Here is a 16,944-nt window from a genome sequence, read left to right on the forward strand (position 1 = left end):
TCTGAACAATGATTTTGAAGCCAACCCGCCTGTTGCTCGCCATGTCGTTCATCGTGGCCGCACCTGTCTTCGCCCAAAACGTTGCGACCGTGAACGGCAAGCCGATTCCGGCAGCGCGGGTCGACCAGATGGTCAAGCAGGTCGTTGCCCAGGGCCGTGCAAGCGATTCGCCGCAGCTGCGCGAAATGATCAAGAAAGACCTGATCGGCCGCGAAGTGCTGATCCAGGAAGCCGACAAGCAGAACGTAGGCGCTAGAGCCGACGTCAAGGCCGCCATCGACAACGCGCGCCAGAGCATCATCATCAACGCGATGCTGGCCGACTACGTCAAGAAGAACCCGGTCAAGGATGCCGAGATCAAGGCCGAGTACGACAAGGCGAAAGCCGGCGCACCGGACAAGGAATACCACGCGCGCCACATCCTGGTCGAGAAGGAAGAAGACGCGAAAGCCATCATCAGCAAGCTCAAGGCCGGCGGCAAGTTCGACGAACTGGCCAAGCAGAGCAAGGATCCGGGCTCGGCTGCCAATGGCGGCGACCTCGGCTGGGCTGACCCAGGCCGTTTCGTTCCTGAGTTCTCGAAGGCCATGACCGCCCTGCAAAAAGGCGGCATCACCGAGACCCCGGTGAAGACCCAGTACGGCTACCACGTCATCAAGCTGGAAGAAACCCGTCCAGTGACCATCCCGCCGCTGGAGCAGGTCAAGCAGCAGGTCGCGGAACAACTGCAACAGCGTAAGCTGGCGGAATACCGCGAGTCGCTGCTGAAGAAGGCCAAGATCCAGTAATTCCGGATCGGCTCGATAGAAAGGCGCTTCCATGGAAGCGCCTTTTTTATTGCCGTAGGGGTGGTCGGGGCCAATGGCCTCGACCACGGCTTCACCGGTCGGCTCCAGCCTACGGTTTGCTCCCCTCGCGACCTGAACGCCGCCACGCGTTCAAGCGGCCCATGCATGCCGCGCGGCCGTTCTTGTGTCGGTTGAACGCGTGGGCGGCGCACACGCAGCGTCGGCGCCCATGCCAGGGTGGAGCCGACCACCCTGCGCGAACAACAACGCCTCCGGAGGGAGGCGTTTTTCATTCGCGTATCTGGCTGATCAGCCCACCCACTTGCGCGCATTGCGGAACATGCGCATCCACGGCGCGTCGTCGCCCCAGCTCGGCGGCGCCCACGAGTGGACGGCCGTGCGGAACACGCGTTCGGCGTGCGGCATCATGGCCGTGAAGCGGCCGTCCGGCGTCGTCACCGCGGTCAAGCCGCCCGGCGAGCCGTTCGGGTTGAACGGATAGGCCTCGGTCGCCTGGCCGCGGTTGTCGACGTAGCGCAGCGACTGCACGACTTCGTCCAGGTTGCCGGTCAGCGAGAAGTCGGCGAAGCCCTCGCCGTGGGCGATTGCCAGCGGCGCTTGGGTTCCCGCCATGCCGGCGAAGAAGATCGACGGCGAGTCCAGCACTTCGACCATGCCGAAGCGCGCCTCGAACTGCTCCGACTTGTTGCGCGTGAACTTCGGCCAGGCGTGGGCGCCCGGGATGATGGGCTTCAGGTTGGCCAGCATCTGGCAGCCGTTGCACACGCCCAGGCCGAAGGTGTCCTGGCGCGCGAAGAAGGCGGCGAACTGGTCGGCCAGCTGAGCATTGAACAGGATGGTCTTGGCCCAGCCCTCGCCCGCGCCCAGCACGTCGCCGTAGGAGAAGCCGCCCACCGCGATCACGCCATGGAAGTCGGATAGTGTCGCGCGGCCCGCGATCAGGTCGCTCATGTGGACGTCGACGGCGGCGAAGCCGGCCTGGTGCATCGCCCAGGCGGTCTCGATGTGCGAGTTGACGCCCTGCTCGCGCAGGATGGCCACGCGCGGACGCACGCCCGTCGCGATGAACGGGGCGGCGATGTCCTCGCTCGGGTCGAAAGTGAGGATCGGCGTGATGCCGGGATCGCTTTCGTCCAGGAGGCGCTCGTATTCCTGGTCGGCGCAGTCCGGATTGTCGCGCAGGCGCGCGATGCGCCAGCTCGTTTCCGACCACAGCCGGTGCAGGCTGCTGCGCTTGGCGTTGTAGATGACTTTGGCGTCGCGCGTGAATTCGATCGCGCCGCGCTCGTTGACCTTGCCGATGATATGGCTGCAGGCGCCCAGGCCCAGTTCGCGCAGTACGTTCATGACTTCGCGTTTGTCGGCGTCGCGCACCTGCAGCACGGCGCCCAGCTCTTCCGAGAACAGGGCGCGCAGCGTCATTTCGTTGCGGCGCTCGCCCACCTGCGTCGCCCAGTTCTTGGCGTCGCCCCAGTCCGACGAATGCTCGCCTTCCATGGTCAGGATGTCGAGGTTGACGGAGACGCCGGCGCGGCCGGCAAAGGCCATCTCGACCAGCGTGGCGAACAGGCCGCCATCCGAACGGTCGTGGTAGGCCAGCAGCTTGCCCTCGCCGTTGAGGCGCTGGACGGCGGCGAAGAAGGCTTTCAGGTCTTCCGGCGAATCGACGTCCGGCACCGAGTCGCCCAGCTGCTGGGTCACCTGCGCCAGGCTGGATGCGCCAAGGCGGTTCTTGCCGCGGCCGAGGTCGATCAGCACGAGCGCCGTGTCGCCCACGTCCGTGCGCAGTTGCGGGGTGAGCGAACGGCGTACGTCCGTCACCGGCGCGAACGACGAGACGATCAGCGACACCGGCGAGATCACGGATTTATTTTCGCCGTCATCGTTCCAGGTCGTGCGCATCGACAGCGAATCCTTGCCCACCGGGATACTGATGCCCAGTGCCGGGCACAGCTCCATGCCGACCGCTTTGACCGTGTCGAACAGGGCCGCGTCCTGGCCCGGCTGGCCGCAGGCGGCCATCCAGTTGGCGGACAGCTTGATGTCTTCGATGCTGGCGATCGGGGCGGCGGCGATGTTGGTGATCGCCTCGCCCACGGCCATGCGGCCCGAGGCGGCGGCGTCGATCACGGCCAGCGGGGTGCGCTCGCCCATCGCCATCGCTTCGCCAAGGAAGCCTTCGTGGCTCATGGTGGTGACGGCGCAGTCAGCCACCGGCACCTGCCACGGGCCGACCATCTGGTCGCGCGCGGTCATGGCGCCGACCGAGCGGTCGCCGATGGTGATCAGGAAGGACTTGTCGGCCACGGTCGGCAGCAGCAGCACACGGCGCGCCGCCTCTTCCAGTTCGATGCCGGTCAGGTCGATCGCAGGCAGGGCGCGCTGGACGTGCTCGACCTCGCGCAGCATTTTCGGCGGCTTGCCGAGCAGGACGTCCATCGGCATATCCACGGGATTGTTACCGGCCTGCGGATCGACCACGCGCAACTGGCGCTCCTCGGTGGCGACGCCGATCACGGCGAAGGGCGAACGCTCGCGCTCGCACAGCGATGCAAACAAGCTCAGGCTTTCAGGCGCAATCGCCAGCACATAGCGCTCCTGCGACTCATTCGACCAGATTTCCTTCGGCGCCATGCCCGATTCTTCCAGCTGGATCTTGCGCAGATCGAAGGTCGCGCCGCGCTTGGCGTCGTTCACGATTTCCGGGAAGGCGTTCGAGAGGCCGCCGGCGCCGACGTCATGGATCGAGATGATCGGGTTCTTCTCGCCCAGCTGCCAGCAACCGTTGATGACTTCCTGGGCCCGGCGTTCCATTTCCGGATTACCTCGCTGCACCGAGTCGAAGTCGAGGTCGGCCGTGTTGGTGCCGGTCGCCATCGAGGACGCCGCCGAGCCGCCCATGCCGATGCGCATGCCGGGGCCGCCGAGCTGGATCAGCAGGCTGCCGGCCGGAATGTCGTTCTTGAAGGTGTGCTGGTCCGAGATGTTGCCGATGCCGCCGGCGATCATGATCGGCTTGTGGTAGCCGTAGACGCCGCCCGCCGCCTGCGCGTTCTGCTCGTAGGTGCGGAAATAACCGCCGAGTACCGGACGGCCGAATTCGTTGCTGAAGGCGGCGCCGCCGAGGGGGCCGTCGATCATGATCTGCAGGGGCGAGGCGATGCGCTCCGGCTTGCCGTAGACAGGAGCGTCGGCTTTGGCGCCGGCAGCCGTCACGTCGGCGGCGTTCTCCCACGGACGCTGGGCATCCGGCAGCAGCAGATTCGAGACCGTGAAGCCGGTCAGGCCCGCCTTCGGCTTGGCGCCGCGGCCGGTCGCGCCTTCGTCGCGGATCTCGCCGCCGGCGCCGGTGGAGGCGCCCGGGAAGGGCGAAATCGCGGTCGGGTGGTTATGGGTCTCGACCTTCATCAGGGTGTGGGTCAAGTCGGTGACCGGCGCGTATTCCCCATCTTCGCGTGGGAAGAAGCGCGTCACCGTCGCACCTTCCATGATCGAGGAATTGTCGCTGTAGGCCACCACGGTGCCCTTCGGCTGCAGCTGGTGCGTGTTCTTGATCATGCCGAACAGCGACTTGTCCTGCTTCACGCTGTCGATGATCCAGTCGGCGTTGAAGATCTTGTGGCGGCAGTGTTCGCTGTTGGCCTGGGCGAACATCATCAGCTCGACGTCGGTCGGATTGCGCTGCGCTTTCGTGAAAGCGTCGAACAGGTAGTCGATCTCGTCGATCGACATCGCCAGGCCGAGTTCCGTGTTCGCGCGCACCAGGGCGTCGCGTCCCTGTCCGAGCACGTCGATCGCTTCGAGCGGCTTGCCCTCGAGTTCCTGGAACAGCTGGGAAGCCTCGTCGGCGCTGCGCAGCACGGTTTCCGTCATGCGGTCGTGCAGCAAGGCGGCGACATTGGCCAGTTCTTCTTCACTCAGCTTCTTCGGCGCGCCGATGCTGCTGCCGAGGATCCCGCTCTTCAAGACCAGCGTGTAAGCCACGCCGCGCTCGATGCGGTGCACGTGGGCCATGCCGCAGTTGTGGGCGATGTCGGTGGCCTTCGAGGCCCAGGGCGAAATCGTGCCCAGGCGCGGAATTACGAAGAACGCGACCGTGGTGCCTTCGTACAGGGTCTCCGGCACCGGCTCGCCGTAGGTCAGCATGGCGGTGAGCTGCCGCGTGTCCTCGATCGAGAGCGGGGCGCCGCTGTCGATGAAATGGACGAAGCGGGCCTGCACCGCGGCGATCGCGGGGGCGGCAGCTTGCAGTTGGGTCAGGAGGCGTTGGCTACGAAATACAGACAGGGCGTTGGAACCCGGCAGAATCAACATGGCTGGAAGTCGGTTGATGCAGCGTGGCTGCGGGTGGAAGATAGCCCGCTATTATACAGGGTTGACAATATTGCCTGCGATCGCAGCCTCGCTGCCGGTTGCCGCGCCCGGCGCTTGCCGGTATTGTAGCGATCGGAGAACGCGGCCACGAGGCTGTCCAAGAGAGAGACGATGCAAGAAAACAGCCAATTATCGGTACTGGTGATCGACCCGAATCCGGGCATGCGCAGCAACCTGCAGAACATGCTCAACCTGCTGGGCATCAGCAAGATCGAATACGCCGTCAACTCCGGCACCGCGATCCGCCAGCTGATGCGCCGGGCCTACGACATCGTCCTCTGCGAATACGACCTCGGTAGCAACGCGGGTGACGGCCAGGACGGCCAGCAGCTGCTGGAAGACCTGCGCCACCACCGCCTGATCAGCCCCTGGGCGATCTTCATCATGCTCACCTCGGAAGCCGTCTACGGCAAGGTGATCGGCGCGGCCGAGCTGGCGCCGACCGATTATGTGCTGAAACCCTTCACCGCCGAAACCCTGGGCGCACGCATTGGGCGGGCGCTCGAGCGGCGCGTCGTGTTTCTGCCGACCTGGCAGCTGGTCGCCCAGGGCAAGACGCAGGAAGCGATCCGTTCGGCCGCCGCCGCCGAGATCGCCCATCCGCGCTACGCCCTCGAGTTCGCCCGCCTGCGCGCCGACCTGCATGTGAACCTGGGCCAGCATGGCGAGGCCGAGGAAATCTACCGCAAGGTGCTCGACTACAAGGCGCTGGGCTGGGCCGCGCTCGGCCTGGCGCGCGCGCAGTTCGCGCAGAAGAACATCGAGGACGCGCGCGAGACGCTGCAGGTGCTGGTCGCCGCCAATCCGCGCCTGATGGCGGCCTATGACTTGCTGGCGCGCTGCCACGAGGCGGCCGGCAACCACGCCCAGGCCCAGAAGATCCTCGAGGAAGCCGTGGCGATCTCGCCGCACATGGTGCGCCGCCTGCGCAAGCTCGGCGAGCTCGCGCTGGAAGCGGGCGACGCCGCGGCCGCCGAAAAATCCTTCAGGCAGGTAGTCGCCAAGGCGCGCTATTCGGAGTTCCGCGATCCGGAAGACCACGTGCGTCTCGTAAAAGCGCTGGTCAAGCGCGGCGACGTGCTCGGTGCGAGCGGCGTGGTGCGCGAACTGGAGCGCTCGATGAAAGCCTCGCCCGAACTGGACGCGTGCGTGGCCGTCTCCAACGCCGCCGTGCACGACGCCGCCGGCAATCGCGCCGGCGCCCTGGCCGACCTGCAGGGCGCCGTGGGCGCCGTGCGCGCCAGCAGCGGCTTGTCCACCGGCCTGAAGCTGGGCCTGGTGCGCGCCTGCCTCGAGCACCGCTTCGACAAGGGCGCGCAGGACGTGATGATGGCGGTGGTGAACGATACGGGCAGCGGCATCACTTCGCAGGACGCCCTGGCCCTGTTCGCCGAAGCGGGCCGGCGCGACCTGGCCGACGGCGTCCAGCAGCAGCTCAAGGCCCAAGCCCAGATCCTGCTCGGCGTGGCCGACGAGAAGCGCAACATGGGCGACGTGCGCGGTGCGGTGCAGACCCTGCTGGAGGCGCTGCACATGGCGCCGCAGAACCTGCAGGTGATGATCGCCGTGGCCGGCGGCGTGCTCCGCCAGATCAACGAGCTGGGCTGGGATCACCCGCTGGGCGCACTATGCCGCGCGCAGCTGGAGAAGATCCGGGCGATCGATGCGCAGCATCCGCGGCTGGAGCCGCTGGAGGCGGAGTACCACGCGATGCGGCGGAAGTACGGTATTTCGGGCTGATGGCCGGCCCGCGCCGGCGCATTCGGCATATACCCTACGGTTCGCCATACCCTCCCCCGCCTGGCGTGGCGATCACGAACATGTCGCCCGCCGCCATCTCCACCTTGCCGATGTGCCCGATCTGCTCGACCCGCCCGTCCGCGCGCACCACCGTGTTGATCCCGCGCTGCCCGGGCCCGCCGCCGGCCATGCCGAAGGGCGCGTAAATCCGGTTGTTGGACAGGATCGCCGCCGTCATCGGCTCCAGGAAGCGCACTTCACGCACGCCGCCATTGCCGCCGCACCAGCGCCCGGCGCCGCTTGAGCCGGTGCGGATCGCATAGCTCTCCAGCCGCACCGGGAAGCGGAACTCCAGGATCTCCGGATCGGTCAGGCGCGAGTTGGTCATGTTGGTCTGGACGACGTCGGTGCCGTCGAAGCCCTCGCCCGCGCCGCTGCCGCCGGAGATGGTTTCGTAGTACTGGTACTTCGCATTCCCGAAGGTGAAGTTGTTCATCGTGCCCTGCGAGGCCGCCATCACGCCCAGCGCGCCGTAGAGGGCGTTGGTGATGCAGGTCGAAGTCTCGACGTTGCCCGAGACGACCGAGGCCGGGTAATGCGGGTTGAGCATGGAACCGGGCGGGATGATCACTTCCAGCGGTTTCAGGCAGCCTCCGTTGAGCGGAATCTCGTCCTGCACCAGGGTGCGGAACACGTAGAGCACGGCCGCCATGCAGACGCTCGACGGCGCATTGAAGTTGTTCGGCAGCTGGGACGAGGTGCCCGTGAAATCGATGCGGGCGCTGCGCGCCTGGCGGTCGACGCTGACCGCCACCGCGATGCGCGCGCCGTTGTCGAGTTCCACCGTGAAGGCGCCGTCGTCCAGGGCTGTGATCACGCGCCGAACGGCCTCTTCGGCATTGTCCTGCACGTGGCCCATGTAGGCGCGCACCACGTCCAGGCCGAAGTGCGCGACCATCCGGTGCAGCTCTTCGACGCCCTTCTGGTTGGCCGCGACCTGGGCGCGCAGGTCGGCCAGATTTTGATCCGGATTGCGCGCCGGGTAGCGCGCGCCCGTCAGCATGGCGCGGACTTCAGTCTCGCGCAGCACGCCGTCGGCGCCGTCGACCAGCTTGAAGTTGTCGATCAGGACGCCCTCCTCGTCGATGTGCGTCGAATCCGGCGGCATCGAGCCGGGCGTGGTGCCGCCGATGTCGGCGTGGTGGCCGCGCGAGCCGACGTAGAAAAGAATCTCTTGTCCCGCTGCGTCGAACACGGGCGAGATCACCGTCACGTCCGGCAGGTGGGTGCCGCCATTGTAGGGGTCGTTCAGCACGTACACGTCGCCGGCGCGCATGCGGCGGGCGTTCGCGTTCATCACGGTCTTGATGCTCGCGCCCATCGAGCCCAGGTGCACCGGCATGTGCGGCGCGTTCGCCACCAGGTTGCCGTCGGCGTCAAAAATGGCGCAGCTGAAGTCGAGCCGCTCCTTGATGTTCACCGAATGCGCCGTGTTCTGCAGGCGCAGGCCCATCTGCTCGGCGATCGACATGAACAGGTTGTTGAAGATCTCCAGCATGACCGGATCGGCGGTTGTGCCGATCGCGCGCCGCTCCGGCAGCGCCTCCACGCGGCGCAGCACCAGGTGGTTATAGGGCGTGACTTCCGCCTGCCAGCCGGGTTCGATGACGGTGGTGGCATTGTCTTCGGCGACGATGGCCGGGCCGGCGACGAGGTCGCCCGGCCCGATGTCGGCGCGGCGGTAGATGCTGGTCGCGCGCCACTCGCCGGCACCGAACATCGGCACCGTTTGCGCCGGCGCCGGCGGCGAGGCGCGTTGCGTCTTTGCTGCGATCGTCTCCGGCGGCGCTTCCGAGCGGCCCAGGGCTTCCACCGAGACGGCTTCCACGATCAGGGCGCGCGCCGGCATCAGGAAGGAGAAGCGGCGCTTGTAGGCCGCTTCGAAGGCGGCCTGCATGGCGCCGGCGTCGGCATGTTCGACGACCAGGGCCGAATCGGTACCCTCGTAGCGCAGGTGTACGCGCTTGACGACCTCGATGCGGGCATCGGGCACACCCTGCGCGCGAAGTTCGCCCACGGCGGCCGCGGCCAGCGCCTCCAGGCGCGCGCCGAGCGCCGCGGCCCCGCTCTCATGCAGGCGTTCCTCGACCGCCTGCTCGCGCATCGCGCTCTGGTCGGCCAGACCCATGCCATAGGCGGACAGCACGCCGGCCAGGCTGTGGATGAACACCGTCTTCATGCCGAGCGCGTCGGCCACCAGGCAGGCGTGCTGGCCGCCGGCGCCGCCGAAGCTGGTGAGCGCATAGTCTGTCACGTCGTGGCCGCGCTGCACCGAGATCTGCTTGATCGCGTTGGCCATGTTGCCGACCGCGATCTGGATGAAGCCTTCGGCCACCTGTTCCGGCGTGCGCGCGTCGCCGCTGGCCGCTTCGATCTCGCGGGCCAGTGCCGTGAACCTCCCGCGCACGATGTCGAGGTCGAGCGGCGCGTCGCCGTTCGGCCCGAACAGGTGCGGGAAGTGCGCCGGCTGGATCTTCCCGAGCATCAGGTTGGCGTCGGTGACCGTGAGCGGCCCGCCGCGCCGGTAGCTGGCCGGGCCGGGATTGGCGCCGGCACTGTCCGGGCCGACGCGGTAGCGGCTGCCGTCGAAGTGCAGGATCGAGCCGCCGCCGGCCGCCACCGTGTGGATGCTCATCATCGGGGCGCGCATGCGCACGCCCGCGACCTGGGTCTCGAACACCCGTTCGAACTCGCCCGCGTAATGCGAAACGTCGGTCGAAGTGCCGCCCATGTCGAAGCCGATGACGCGCTCGAAGCCGGCCAGGCGGCTGGCGCGCACCATGCCGACGATGCCGCCGGCGGGCCCGGACAGGATGCTGTCCTTGCCCTGGAAGGCACGGGCGTCGGTCAGGCCGCCGTTCGACTGCATGAACTGCAGGTTCACGCCCGGCAGCTCGCTCGCGACCTGGTCGACGTAGCGGCGCAGGATCGGCGACAGGTAGGCGTCGACGACGGTGGTGTCGCCGCGCGCGACCAGCTTCATCATCGGGCTGACCGCGTGCGAAGCGGAGACCTGGGTGAAGCCGATTTCGCGCGCGATGCGGGCCAGCGCTTCCTCGTGCTGGGTGTAGCGGTAGCCGTGCATGAGGACGATCGCCAGCGCGCGCGTGCCGCCGTCGAACACGGCCTGCAGGTCGCGCCGCGCGCGCTCCAGGTCGAGTTCGCGCACGATCTCGCCATGGGCGCCGATGCGTTCGACCACGTCGACCACCTCGCCGTAGAGCAGCTCGGGCAGCACGATGTGGCGCTCGAACAGCTTGGGCCGGTTCTGGTAGGCGATCCGCAGGGCGTCGTGGAAGCCGCGAGTGATGGCCAGGGCCGTCTTCGCGCCCTTGCGTTCGAGGAGCGCGTTGGTGGCCACCGTGGTGCCCATCTTGACCGCCTCGATGGAGGCGCCCTGCAAGGTCGCGCCGGGCGCCAGGCTCAGGAGGTGGCGGATGCCCGCCACGGCCGCGTCGCGGTACTGTTCGGGGTTCTCCGACAGGAGCTTGTGCGTGACCAGCGCACCGTCGGGGCGGCGCGCCACGATGTCGGTAAAGGTGCCGCCGCGGTCGATCCAGAACTGCCAATCCATCGTCAAACTCCCTGCCGGTTCAAGTATTCGCGTATTGTATGCGCCCAGCGCCCGAAAATTGGCGAAAATGCATGAACACGAAAATTTTGGAACTCATATGGACACTCGTCTTTACAGCGTAGCGCAGATCCGCGCCATCGAAGCGGCCGCCGCGGCCAGCCTGGAGCCGGGCACCCTGATGCGCCGCGCGGGCCGCGCCGCGGCCGACGCCGCCCTTGCCCTGCTCGGCAGCGAACGCGCGCGGCCGGTGCTGGTGCTGGCCGGCCCCGGCAACAACGGCGGCGACGCGCTCGAGGTCGCGGCCAACCTGGCCGAAGCCGGCGCCGACGTCGTCGTCCTGCACCTGGCCGGCAGCGGCAAGGTCTCGCCGGAGGCCGCTCAGGCGCTCGCCCGCGCCCGCGCCAGCCGCGCCAATTTCGCCGACGTCGGCCTCGACGTGCGCGACTGGGCGCTGGTGGTCGACGGCCTGTTCGGCATCGGCCTGGAACGCCCGCTGGAGGGGCGCTACCGCGAGCTCGTCACCGGCATCGACCGCCTGGCCTGCCCGGTGCTGGCGCTGGACGTGCCGAGCGGGCTCGATGCCGACAGCGGCGCCATCGTCGGCAACGGCGTCGCCGTACGCGCGACCCACACGATCACCTTCATCGGCGACAAGCCCGGCCTGCACACTGCCGAGGGGCGCGACCACGCGGGCGCGGTGCAGGTCGCCGATCTCGAACTGGAATCGAACCTGTACGAGCCGGCCCAGGCCAGCATCGCCTCGCCCGCCCTCTTCGCACCGTATCTGGCGCCGCGGCGCCTGAATTCGCACAAGGGCCAGTACGGCGACGTAGCGGTGATCGGCGGGGCGCACGGCATGGCCGGCGCCGCGATCCTGGCCGCGCGCGCGGCGCTGTACGCGGGCGCCGGACGCGTGTTCGCGGCCATGCTGGGGCCCGCCCTGGCGCTCGACCCGCTGCAGCCGGAGCTGATGCTGCGCGCCGCACACGATGTCGAGCTGGCCGGACGCGTGCTGGTGCTCGGGCCGGGTATGGGCGGCGCCATGGAAGCGATGCGCGTGCTCGGCGCCGGCATCGACGGCACGACGCCGATCGTGATCGACGCCGACGGCCTGAACCTGGTGGCGGCCAGCCTGGAACTGCAGGAGCGCGCGGCGCGGCGCCAGGAACCGACGGTCGTCACCCCGCATCCGCTGGAAGCGGCGAGGCTGCTCGGGATCACGGCCGTGGAGGTGCAGGCCGACCGCCTGGGCGCCGCCCGCACCCTCGCCAAGCGCTTGCAGGCGGTAGTGGTGCTCAAGGGCTGCGGCACCGTGCTGGCGCGCCCGGATGGCGAAGTGGCGGTCAACCCGACCGGCAATCCGGGGCTGGCGACGGGCGGCAGCGGCGACGTGCTGGCGGGCGTCTGCGGCGCGCTGCTGGCGCAGGGCTGGCCGGCCTGGGAAGCGGCCGTGGGCGCCGTCTGGATGCACGGCGCGGCGGCGGATCGGCTGGTGCAGGAAGGGATCGGGCCGGTCGGGATGACGGCCGGGGAATTGCCGGCGGCGGTGCGGGCGGTGTTCAACGGGCTGGTGAAACAGCACGCGGCAGGACGTTCTTAAGCTGCTTGAACGCGCGGGCGGAGAACCCGCCCACCCTACATCCTGCGCCGTACGGTGGGCGGCTCTGCTGCCCACGCGTTCAACAGGCGCTCGCGATTCGAAACGCTAAACCAGCTTCCCCGCCGCGATCGTAATGGTTCTCCCGCAGCGCGCCGCCATCGCCGGATCGTGCGTCACCAGCACGAGCGTCGAACCGCGCTCGCGATTGAGTTCGAACATCAGCTGAATCACGGATTCACCCGTTGCCGCATCGAGGCTGCCGGTCGGCTCGTCGGCGAACAGCAGCGGCGGTTCGGTGACGAAGGCGCGGGCCAGGGCGACGCGCTGCTGTTCGCCGCCGGACAGGTATTTCGGATAATGGCGCAGCCGGCTCGACAAACCGACCCGGCCCAGCATCGCCTCGGCCTTTTCGCGCGCACCGTTATCGCCGCGCAGTTCCAGCGGCAGCATGACGTTTTCCAGCGCGTTCAGGTGCGACAGCAGCTGGAAGGACTGGAACACGAAGCCGAGCTTGGCCTTGCGGAAGGCGGCGCGGCCGTCCTCGTCGAGGGCGAAGATGTCGGTGCCGTCGAGCAGCACGCGGCCGCCGCTCGGGGTGTCGAGACCGGCGAGCAGGCCGAGCAGCGTCGACTTGCCGGAGCCGGAGGCGCCGACGATCGCGAGCGTCTCGGCCGGTTGCACGGTAAAATCGATGCTGTGCAGGATGGTGAGTTCGCCGCTGGCGTCCGCCACCCGCTTGGACAATCCTTCCACCCGTATCGCGGCGGCCCCGGTCGCTGGGGCGGCCTTGCCGCCGACGGTATTTTTGAACGCCTCGGAGTTATCGCGCATGCTTGCTTTATTCAAGAAATTAATTGTCGCCGCAAGCCTGGGGCTCGCGGCGGCGAGCGCCTATTCTGCACCAAAAACCGTACTCGTGGTGGGTGACAGCCTGTCGGCCGAATACGGCCTGACCCGCGGCGCGGGCTGGGTCGCCCTGCTCGAACAAAAACTCAAGCGCGAGAAAATCGACGCCACCATCGTCAACGCCAGCATCAGCGGCGAGACCACCAGCGGCGGCCGCGCGCGCCTGCCGGCCCTGCTCACCGCGCACAAGCCGGACGTGGTCGTCATCGAACTGGGCGCCAACGACGGCCTGCGCGGCCTGCCGGTGGAAGCGGCCGCGACCAACCTGCGCCAGATGATCACGCTGTCGCAGCAGCAGCGCGCCAAGGTCATGCTGATCGGCATGCGCATGCCGCCCAACTACGGGCGCGCCTATACCGAGCGCTTCTTCGGGATGTTCAGCGCGCTCTCGAAGGAATTCAAGGCGCCCCTCGTGCCCTTCATGCTCGAGGGCGTGGCCGACAAGCCGGCGCTGTTCCAGGCCGACCGCCTGCACCCGAGCGCCCAGGCCCATCCGATCATCCTGAACAACATCTGGCCGACCTTCTCCACCCTCATTCAACAACGCTGACATGCCGATGAAATACCCCGCCGTCCTGAGCTTTGCCGATATTCTCCCCGACCTCGACGGGTTCGACACCATCATCGACGCCCGCAGCGAAGGCGAGTTCGCGCTCGACCACCTGCCCGGCGCGATCAACTGCCCGGTGCTCGACAACGAGCAGCGCATCCGGGTCGGCACGCTCTACAAGCAGGTCGGCGCTTTCGAAGCGAAGAAGCTGGGTGCGGCCCTGGTGGCGCGCAACATCGCGATGCACCTGGAGACGCGGTTCGCCGACAAGCCGCGCGAGTGGAAACCCTTGGTGTATTGCTGGCGCGGCGGCAACCGCAGCGGTTCGCTGGCCCACATCCTGGCCAAGATCGGCTGGCCGGTGGTGCAGCTCGACGGCGGCTACAAGGCCTACCGTGCCCAGGTGAGCGCCGCGCTGGAGGCGCCGCCGGCGCTGGCATGGCGCGTAATCTGCGGCACGACCGGCAGCGGCAAGAGCAGGCTGCTGGAAACGCTCGACGGCATCGGCGCCCAGGTGCTCGACCTGGAAAAGCTGGCAGCCCACCGCGGCTCGGTGCTCGGCCACCTGCCGCACGAGCCGCAGCCGACCCAGAAGCTGTTCGAGACCCGGATCTGGGACAAGCTGCGTCATTTCGACCCGAGCCGTCCGGTCTTCGTCGAAAGCGAGAGCAAGAAGGTCGGCAATCTGCGCGTGCCGGACGCCGTCATGGAAGGCATCCGCGCGGCGCCCTGCGTGTCCCTGAACCTGTCGCGTCCGAACCGGGTGCGGCTGCTGATGGAAGACTACGAACACTTTGCACGCGATCCGGACGCCCTGAACGGCCAGCTCGACCACCTGGTGCAGCTGCACGGGCGCGCCAAGATCGACGCCTGGCATGCGCTGGCGAACGAGGGCGCGATGCCGGAGCTGGTCGACCAGCTGCTGGTGGAGCACTACGATCCGGCCTACCTGCGTTCGATCGATCGCAATTTCGTGCAGTATGGGCAGGCGCAGGTGCTGGAACTGGGCGATATCGGACAGGCTGATTTTTTGCGGGCGGCGCGGGTGTTGCACGCGGCTTGAGCCGCTCCGGTTGACTCCGAATTCGGTTTCGACTTTTTGAACGTGCGTACGCGTGGGCTCGGGGCGCCCACCCTACGGAACACCACCTTCAACAGTACCGTAGGGCGGGCTCTACGAGCCCACACGTTTTACGTGTGTTCGCACGCCGCATAATCTCTTCACACCAAACGTAAAAAAACCCGGCTGCGAGAGCACCCGGGTTTTTTTGTCGTCGCAAGAGGCCCGCAGGCCTCTTCCATTTATTCCGCCTTGGCCGGCGCCGCCGCGTTGATCTTCGCCTTCGACTTGACCTTGATCGCCTCGACGAAGTTGTACAGCTCGGCCTGGCCGACCAGGTTGCCGATCTGCTCGGCTTCCTGGGCGCGGCGCGCGGTATCCGGCTGGGCCGGCTGGGCGACCTTGCCGATGCGGTAGACCGCGTAACCCTGGCCCGGCAGATCCACGCCGACATAGGCCGGCAGCTTGGTCACGTCGGCCTTGAACACGGCCAGCGCGCCGACCGGGTTGATCGCCGGTTCCTTGGTGCGCGACAGCACCTTGACGTCGCCGAAACCGGCGGCGTCGCCCGAGGCCTTGGCGGCGGCCAGCTTCGCTTCGCCGGCCTGGCGCGCCAGGCGCAGCGCTTCTTCCGCGGTCACGCGCTGGCGGATCTGGGCTTCGACTTCGGCCAAGGGACGCTTGGTGGCCGGCTTGAACTCAGCCACGCGGCCGGCGATCAGGACGGCCGGTGCCACTTCCACCGCTTCCGTGTTGCGCTTGTTCTTGATCGAATCGGTCGAGTACAGGGCGGCCAGGAATTTCTCGTTGTTGAACGGCGCCGCGCCCAGGGCCGGGTTCGGCTTGCGGGTCAGGCCGTCGGCGGTCTGGATGGTCAGGCCGAGCTTCTCCGCGGTCGGCTTCAGGCTCTCCGACTGCTCGTACACGCTGTCGTTGAACTGTTCGGCCAGTTCCGAATACTTCTTCGACAGCTTCGACTTCTTCACCTCGGCGGCGATCTCGGTCTTGGCTTCTTCCAACGATTTCTGGACTTGCGGCTTGAGCGAAGTGAGCTTGATGATGTGGTAGCCGAATTCCGACGGCACGATGCCGCTGACTTCGCCATCCTTCAAGCCGTAGATCGCGTCTTCCACGGACTTGACCAGCGAGCCGCGCTCGACCAGGCCGAGGTCGCCGCCCGCCGGCGCCGAACCCGGATCTTGCGACTGGGTCTTGGCGATGGCCGCGAAATCGGCCGGGTTCGCACGTACCTGGGCCAGCACGGCTTCGGCCTTGGCCTTGGCAGCGGCTTCCTCGGCCGGCTTGGCGCCCTGCGCCTTGGTGATCAGGATGTGGCTGGCGGTACGCTGTTCCGGCGTCGTGAAGCGCTTCTGGTTGGCGCTGTAGAACTGGCTGATTTCGGCGTCGCTGACGCTGACCTGGCTTTCCACGGCGGCGCTGTCGAGCACGATGTACTCGGCCTTGACGGTTTCCGGGATCTGGAACAGGGTCGCGTTCTTGTCGTAGAAGGCTTTCACCATCTCGTCGGTCACTTTGACTTGCGGCAGGTACTGGGCGATCGGGAACACCAGTTCCTGGACTTCGCGTTCCTGGTCGTTGATGTCCGAGATGCGGCTGGCGACCGAGCGCGGCACGAAGGCGGTGCCCTGGATCGATCCGGCCAGTTGCTGGATCGCCATGTCGCGGCGCATGCGCGCGTCGAAGGCTTCCGGCGTCAGGCCCTGTGCGGCCAACGCGGCGCGGTAGCCCTCCATGTCGAAGCTGCCGTCCGGCTTGCGGAAGGTTTCGATCGCATTGATGGCCTTGAACACGGCCTGGTCGCTGACGGTCAGGTGGCTGCGTGCGATTTCGGCGTTGACCGCGCGTTCGGCCACCAGGTTCTCCAGCACTTCGCGCTTGGCTTGCGGCGTGTCGAAGATCTTCTGGTCGAACTGCGGGCCCATCTGCTGGCGCGCCTGGTCGATCTGGCGGCGCTGCGCATCGTCCCATTCCTGCTGGGTGATGTTGCGGCCGTCCACTTCGGCGACGCCGGTGGCGCTGTCACCGCGATCCTGGTAGCTGTCGACGCCGACGAGCACGAAGGAAGGGATGATCAGCAGCAGCAGGACGCCCTGCAGCAAGCGCTTGTTGTTACGTACGAAATCAAACATGGTGCACCAATCGCTGTAGAAATGGCTCGCAGTAAAAAACTTCTAAGCACATGTTAAAAAAAAAGGCGAACTCGCGTTCGCCTCTTCTCGTTGAAGTGCTCTTTCTCAAGCACTCCAGGTA

At 67.3% G+C, this 16,944-nt stretch carries 9 protein-coding genes; 5 read left to right on the plus strand and 4 right to left on the minus strand.

The genetic code is table 11. The features are described 5' to 3' along the window. The first annotated feature begins 8 nt into the window (after positions 1-8). Positions 9-788, plus strand: a complete 780-nt coding sequence (locus ASF77_RS05865) for a peptidylprolyl isomerase (protein ID WP_056335766.1) — start codon at positions 9-11, stop codon at positions 786-788. 309 nt (positions 789-1,097) lie between these two features. Here the strand turns inward: ASF77_RS05865 and purL are convergent, their stop codons facing one another. Further along, a complete protein-coding gene (purL, locus tag ASF77_RS05870; RefSeq protein ID WP_056335767.1) occupies positions 1,098-5,123 on the minus strand; it encodes a phosphoribosylformylglycinamidine synthase in 4,026 nt (1,341 codons plus the stop codon). 171 nt (positions 5,124-5,294) lie between these two features. Between purL and ASF77_RS05875 the strand changes: the two genes are divergently transcribed. Beyond that, on the plus strand, positions 5,295-6,923 hold the full coding sequence (locus ASF77_RS05875) for a tetratricopeptide repeat protein (RefSeq protein ID WP_056335769.1): 1,629 nt from the start codon (positions 5,295-5,297) through the stop codon (positions 6,921-6,923). A gap of 34 nt (positions 6,924-6,957) precedes the next feature. Here ASF77_RS05875 and ASF77_RS05880 read toward each other — a convergent pair whose 3' ends face one another. Next, positions 6,958-10,557, minus strand: coding sequence for a hydantoinase B/oxoprolinase family protein (locus ASF77_RS05880; protein WP_056335771.1), 3,600 nt, complete (start codon positions 10,555-10,557; stop codon positions 6,958-6,960). Positions 10,558-10,654: 97 nt separating this feature from the next. On the opposite strand from ASF77_RS05880, the gene ASF77_RS05885 reads away from it, so the two are divergent. Then, entirely contained in the window at positions 10,655-12,157 is a 1,503-nt protein-coding gene (locus tag ASF77_RS05885; protein ID WP_056335773.1) for a bifunctional ADP-dependent NAD(P)H-hydrate dehydratase/NAD(P)H-hydrate epimerase, read from the plus strand. A 105-nt stretch (positions 12,158-12,262) separates the two neighbouring features. Here ASF77_RS05885 and ASF77_RS05890 read toward each other — a convergent pair whose 3' ends face one another. After that, positions 12,263-12,988: an ABC transporter ATP-binding protein gene (locus ASF77_RS05890; protein ID WP_056335776.1), complete on the minus strand. Its 726-nt coding sequence runs from the start codon at positions 12,986-12,988 to the stop codon at positions 12,263-12,265. Here ASF77_RS05890 and ASF77_RS05895 point away from each other — a divergent pair. Beyond that, positions 12,987-13,613 carry an arylesterase gene (locus ASF77_RS05895; protein ID WP_056335779.1) on the plus strand — a complete coding sequence of 209 codons (627 nt, stop codon included), beginning with the start codon at positions 12,987-12,989 and terminating at the stop codon, positions 13,611-13,613. The two genes, ASF77_RS05890 and ASF77_RS05895, sit on opposite strands and share 2 nt — an antisense overlap. 7 nt (positions 13,614-13,620) lie before the next feature. Then, on the plus strand, positions 13,621-14,676 hold the full coding sequence (gene mnmH / locus ASF77_RS05900; RefSeq protein WP_056336464.1) for a tRNA 2-selenouridine(34) synthase MnmH: 1,056 nt from the start codon (positions 13,621-13,623) through the stop codon (positions 14,674-14,676). Between the two features lie 239 nt (positions 14,677-14,915). Here mnmH and ASF77_RS05905 read toward each other — a convergent pair whose 3' ends face one another. Beyond that, on the minus strand, positions 14,916-16,823 hold the full coding sequence (locus ASF77_RS05905; RefSeq protein ID WP_056335781.1) for a SurA N-terminal domain-containing protein: 1,908 nt from the start codon (positions 16,821-16,823) through the stop codon (positions 14,916-14,918). Between the last annotated feature and the right edge of the window lie 121 nt (positions 16,824-16,944).

The sequence above is a fragment of the Massilia sp. Leaf139 genome, assembly GCF_001424165.1.
Lineage (GTDB): Bacteria > Pseudomonadota > Gammaproteobacteria > Burkholderiales > Burkholderiaceae_D > Telluria.